The organism is Variovorax sp. Soil_C_26, from assembly GCF_057657075.1.
In genome coordinates this window covers 1-678 of sequence record NZ_JBDGJC010000041.1, presented here as the reverse complement: position 1 = coordinate 678, position 678 = coordinate 1, and the positions used below count along the sequence as shown (strand labels likewise).

The 678-nt window shown below is 65.0% G+C and carries 1 protein-coding gene; it reads left to right on the top strand.

Annotated features, from left to right (window positions below):
* Positions 1 to 120: 120 nt before the first annotated feature.
* Positions 121 to 678 (top strand): IS21 family transposase (locus AC3A6G_RS27355; protein WP_487875096.1); only part of this gene is annotated, 558 nt, incomplete at its 3' end.

Here is a 678-nt window from a genome sequence, read left to right as displayed (position 1 = left end):
TGGCCAGCGACAATTATCTTGAGCGGTCGACGACAACTATCGTGAGCGGTTGACGCGCGCGCCCGGGGTGCGTTTGCGGTCGGGTTTTAAAGTGGATTGCCTCTAGAGGAGGCAGCCACCTTGCCCGGCAAACGCATATCGGATCATCAAGTGACCAAGTACAAGGAACTGCGCAGCAAGCACAGCCAGGAGGTGGCGGCTGCCAAGGCTGGGGTGAGTGTGGCCAGCGCGCGCCGGATCGAATCGACGGTTCTTCTGCCCTCCCAGAAGCCTGCGCGGACATGGCGAACGCGCGCCGATCCGCTGACTGAGGTGTGGGCGGCGGAGGTCGTGCCGATGCTGGAGGCGGCCCCTGGGCTAATGGCGGTGACGGTGCTGGAGGAACTGCAGCTTCGATATCCGCAGCGCTTTGACTGCGCGGTCTTGCGCACCCTGCAGCGCAGAGTGCGGCAGTGGCGCGCCGAGCACGGTGGCGATCGCGAGATCTTCTTCGCCCAGGAGCATCCGCCTGGCCGGCTTGGCCTGTCGGACTTTACGGTCTGCGACGAACTGGCCATCACCATCGTCGGCGAGGCCTTGCCGCACCGGCTGTACCAGTTCGCGTTCGCGCACAGCGGTTGGCGCCATGCCTGCATCGTGCTGAGCGGCGAGAGCTTCCAGGCGTTGGCAAGCGGCCTT